The sequence below is a fragment of the Halogeometricum sp. CBA1124 genome (genome assembly GCF_009741955.1).
Lineage (GTDB): Archaea > Halobacteriota > Halobacteria > Halobacteriales > Haloferacaceae > Halogeometricum > Halogeometricum rufum.
In genome coordinates this window covers 1-4,139 of the sequence record NZ_WPCD01000269.1, presented here as the reverse complement: position 1 = coordinate 4,139, position 4,139 = coordinate 1, and the positions used below count along the sequence as shown (strand labels likewise).

The 4,139-nt window shown below is 67.8% G+C and carries 5 protein-coding genes; 3 read left to right on the top strand and 2 right to left on the bottom strand.

The window, feature by feature from the left end; all coding sequences use genetic code 11:
• Window positions 1-919: glycoside hydrolase family 3 C-terminal domain-containing protein (locus GJ632_RS20055; RefSeq protein ID WP_197428115.1), on the top strand; the 919-nt coding region annotated here is incomplete at its 5' end.
• A 53-nt stretch (window positions 920-972) separates the two neighbouring features.
• On the opposite strand, the gene GJ632_RS20050 is transcribed toward GJ632_RS20055, so the two are convergent.
• On the bottom strand, window positions 973-1,476 hold the full coding sequence (locus tag GJ632_RS20050) for a helix-hairpin-helix domain-containing protein (protein ID WP_191453858.1): 504 nt from the start codon (window positions 1,474-1,476) through the stop codon (window positions 973-975).
• Window positions 1,477-1,514: 38 nt separating this feature from the next.
• Window positions 1,515-2,459 carry a hypothetical protein gene (locus GJ632_RS20045; RefSeq protein WP_191453857.1) on the bottom strand — a complete coding sequence of 315 codons (945 nt, stop codon included), beginning with the start codon at window positions 2,457-2,459 and terminating at the stop codon, window positions 1,515-1,517.
• A 121-nt stretch (window positions 2,460-2,580) separates the two neighbouring features.
• On the opposite strand from GJ632_RS20045, the gene GJ632_RS20040 reads away from it, so the two are divergent.
• Window positions 2,581-3,789 (top strand): ABC transporter substrate-binding protein, encoded by a 1,209-nt coding sequence (locus tag GJ632_RS20040; protein WP_191453856.1) that lies wholly within the window; start codon window positions 2,581-2,583, stop codon window positions 3,787-3,789.
• Window positions 3,790-3,815: 26 nt separating this feature from the next.
• Window positions 3,816-4,085 carry a hypothetical protein gene (locus GJ632_RS20035; protein WP_343161285.1) on the top strand — a complete coding sequence of 90 codons (270 nt, stop codon included), beginning with the start codon at window positions 3,816-3,818 and terminating at the stop codon, window positions 4,083-4,085.
• Window positions 4,086-4,139: the final 54 nt, after the last annotated feature.

Here is a 4,139-nt window from a genome sequence, read left to right as displayed (position 1 = left end):
CGGCGTCACCGTCCGCGAGGGCATCGCCGGCGTCGTCGGCGAGGAGTCGGTGACGTACGAACCGGGCGCGGACGTCACCGAGACGGTGGACGTCGACGCCGCGGCGTCGGCCGCCGAAGACGCCGACGCCGCCGTCGTCGTCCTCGGCGAGGACTGGTACATCCACGAGTTCGGCCCGCAGGGGATGAACCGCCCCACCGGCGAGTTCCCCACGCGAACCCGACTTGGCCTGCCCGACGCGCAACGGGACCTCCTCGAAGCGGTCCGGGCGACGGGGACGCCGACGGTCCTCGTTCTGATTTCGGGCCGCCCGCTGTCGATTCCGTGGGCCGACGAGCACGTCCCGGGCATCCTCATGGCCTACTACCCCGGCATGGACGGCGGGACGGCCGTCGCCGACACCCTGTTCGGCCGGCACAACCCCAGCGGGCGACTCCCCGTCTCCGTCCCGCGTTCGACGGGGCACCTCCCGACGCGGTTCAACTACCTCCGCCACCCGACGCCCATCGGCGCGGACGAACACCCGGACTCGTACGACCCCCTGTACGCGTTCGGCCACGGCCTGAGCTACACCGAGTTCGAGGTGACGGACCTCTCGCTGTCCGCCGAGAGCGTGGGTCCGGCAGGAACTGTCGAGGTGGACGTGACCGCCGAGAACGTCGGCGACCGGGACGGCGCGAAGTCCGTCGACCTGTTCGTCGAGGACGTGGTGAGTTCGCGGGTCACACCCGCGCGCGAACACGTCGGCTTCGCGAAGACGGCCATCGAGGCCGGCGAGTCGGCGACGCTGTCGATGACGGTACCGGTCGAACGACTCGCCGTCCACGGCCGCGACTACGAACGCGTCGAACCGGGCGAGTTCGTCTTCTCCTGCGAGGGCGAGACGGCCGCGCTGACGGTCAGGTCCGGCGGGCAGTGAGCGCGTCCCGCTGACGGCCGACAGCGAGTCCGAGCGGTCGGTTGTCCGCTCGGTTATTCTTCGTCTTCGTCTTCGTCGTCTTCGTCGTCAGCTTCCTCGGTTTCGACCTCTTCGTCCACGTCCTCGTCGGCCTCCTCGCTCGCCGTGTCGTCCGACTTCAGTCGCGCCTGTTCGACCCACTCGGCCGCCTGTTCGTCGTTCGCGCCCGTCTCCTCGACGAGCGTCTCGGGGTCCGCGCCAGCGAGGTCCTCGACCGACGCGTAGCCCGCGCTCCGGAGCCGTTTCGCGTACGTCGAACCCAATCCGGGTAGTTGCATCAGTGGGTCGTCGAACCCGTCGGCGTCGGCCGTCTGCTCTCCCTCCGTGAGGTCGCGCGCCCGTTCGGTCGGGAGGACGAACCGCACCTCGTCCGCGGAGACGAACCCGAACACCCGGTTCTTCTTCAGGTCCTCGGTCAGGAGGACGCCGCTCTCTATCGCTTTGAAGTTCGTACAGCCGATGGTCGTGCCGTCCCGACAGACGACGGTCAGCCGCGACTCGGAGTCGTCGTCGCTCATGGGCGACTGTTCGTGCGGCGACGGCCTGTCTCTTTGGGCTAGGACTCGGCGTCGTCCACGTACAGCGCGTACCGGTACAGTTCGCCGTCGTACCAGAGCAATCGCCCGTTCGCGAACTCGTCGACCCCGCCCAGACCGAGTCTGTCGAGGAGCGCGTCGTACGACTTCGAGAGCGGCGTCGTCTCCTCGTAGCCACCCCGTCCGACGGCCGTTTCGAGCGTCTCCCGGACCTCGGACGAGAGGTCGGCCGGGTCGAGTTCGGCGTCGATTCGCGACCCGAACACCACCTCGCGGAACGCCGCGCGCGAGTCGGCGACGGCGACGGCCACGAGAGTGTACGCCGTCTCGACTATCTCGGTTCGGGTCGTCCGAATCCGGTACAGCCACGGCCCGCCCGCTTTCATCGTGACGACCCGCCCGTCGAACTCGCCCGCGGCGAGAGCGCTCTCGCGTTCGGCGGGGCGGCGGAGGACGTACGCGTCGCCGCGCAGGAGTTCGGCGCTCCCGCCCTCGCCTCCCGTCTGCGCGTTGCTGTGGAGTATCTTCACCACGCGTGCCGCCGGCCGTTCGAGCGAGTCGACGGGAATCGCGTCGTCGGACGCCGCCTCCCTGTCGATTGGCTCTGCTCGCACGAGCGTCCGTTCCATCCGTTCCCGGCCGGTGACGACGGACTCCGTCTGGTAGTACGTTCCCCCGTGTTCGACGTACAGGTCCGCGGAGACAGGTCGATAGCCGTGCGTGGTGTGTCGACCCTCCGGCAGGACGGCGTCGAGTGCGGTGCGGGCCGGGTCCCCGAACAGTTCGTCGTCGCTCGGTTCGTACAGCGCGTGTTCGACGGGCGACGCCGAGATTCGCTCGACGTCGAGACCGTACGTCCGAGACTCGTCGTCGCCGTCCCCGAAGACGGCGGACGTACATCCGGCGACCGATGCGAGCGTCGTCGCGGCGGCGGCACGGAGGACGCGGCGGCGGTGGAGGGCCATAGCGACCGGTCGGTACGCCGACGTTTCAACCTGTCTGTCGCGTCCTCGCTCCCGGTATTCCGACTGATTAGGTCTACCTAAAAATCGAAACCGCTTTATCGCTTTAGGCGAGCCGAAAAGCATGACACGAGACTCGAAGTTCGGACAGTCGCGGCGGCGGTTCCTCCGGGCCGGCGCGGGCATCGTCGGCGTCGGTGCGCTCGCCGGTTGTACGGGCCAGAGCGACGGCGCATCGACCGAGACAGAGTCCGGCGACCGGTCGGCGACGGCGTCGGAGACGGCGACGGCGGACTCGGCGGATACCGAGTCGGAGTCGGAGACGGCGACGGCATCCGCCGAACCGTACGAGGTGTCGATGGAACCGGTGGGGACGGTGACGTTCGACGAGGTGCCGGAGACGTGGGTCCCGTACATGGGCGACTACGCCGACATGGGCGTCGCACTCGGACAGGCGGAGGGTCTGTCGGCGATCGGCGTCCGCGCCCGGTTCGCCGCGCACCTGTACGACGAACTCGACGGCGTCTCCGTCGCCAAAGACGAACTCACGCAACTGTGGCAGGACGGCACGGGCAAGGAGGTGTTCTACGAACTCGACGCGGACGTCCACCTCGTCGACCCCAACTTCATGGTCAACCGACTCCAGTGGAGTCGGGCCGACGTGGAAGAGATAACGTCGAACGTCGCACCGTTCGTCGGCAACACGGTGTTCACGCGGGTGTACGACTGGCACGACTACTCGTACTACTCGCTGTACGAGGCGTTCGAGAAGGTCGCGCAGGTGTTCCAGCAACGGGAGCGCTACGAGGCGTTCCGCGCGTACCACGACGACGTCCTCGCGGACGTGCAGTCTCGCCTCCCCGCCGAGACGCCGGACGTCGCCGTCCTCTATCCGGCGGGCGTCCCGCCCGAGTCGTTCTACCCGTACCTCGTCGGCGACGGGACGCAGTCGAAGCACTGGCGGGACCTGAACGTCGGCGACGCACTGGCGAAGCACGACGTCACGGACGCGCAGGCGGGCGGCGGCACCATCGACTACGAGACGCTCCTCGAAATCGACCCCGACGCGCTGGCTATCCGGTTACAGGGCGAAATCACCCCGACGTACTTCGACGAGAAGATACGCTCGCACCTGGAGAGTCACGACGTCGCCAGCCAACTCACCGCGGTCCAGAACGACCGGGTCGTCTACGGCGGCCTGACGTACCAGGGACCCATCATCCACCTGTTCCAACTCGAACGGGCGGCGCAAGGGCTCTACCCGGACGTCTTCGGCGGCGAGGAACTGTTCGACCGCGGGCGAGTCAGCGACATCGTGACCGGCGACTTCTGACCCGTTTCCGTTCGACCCACCCCGAGGTGGCCTCCCTCGACACGGGACCGCTGAACCGCTACGACCGCCTGACCAGCGAGAACACGCGCGCTCTCGGCGACGACCCGTCCGACGAGATGCGGGAACGGAGAATCGAGCCCGAGTTGGAGGTGTTCAACAACGGCCACCTGAACGGTGTACGGTCTCCTCGAACGCCGCGACCTCGCCGACCCCGCCATACGCCACTCTCATCTTCGTCCGGGGACACTGACGCATCTCCATCACAGAACTTCTTTGAACAATCGGGACCGGACTGACGCATCTCCATCACAGAACTTCTTGAACACGATGGGCGACGTACCGACGGGACG

What these genes read in the sequence shown, in the direction of transcription:
- GJ632_RS20045 (WP_191453857.1), bottom strand. Translation starts at nt 2,459, where the DNA reads ATGGCCCTCCACCGCCGCCGCGTCCTCCGTGCCGCCGCCGCGACGACG.
- GJ632_RS20040 (WP_191453856.1), top strand. Translation starts at nt 2,581, where the DNA reads ATGACACGAGACTCGAAGTTCGGACAGTCGCGGCGGCGGTTCCTCCGG.
- GJ632_RS20050 (WP_191453858.1), bottom strand. Translation starts at nt 1,476, where the DNA reads ATGAGCGACGACGACTCCGAGTCGCGGCTGACCGTCGTCTGTCGGGAC.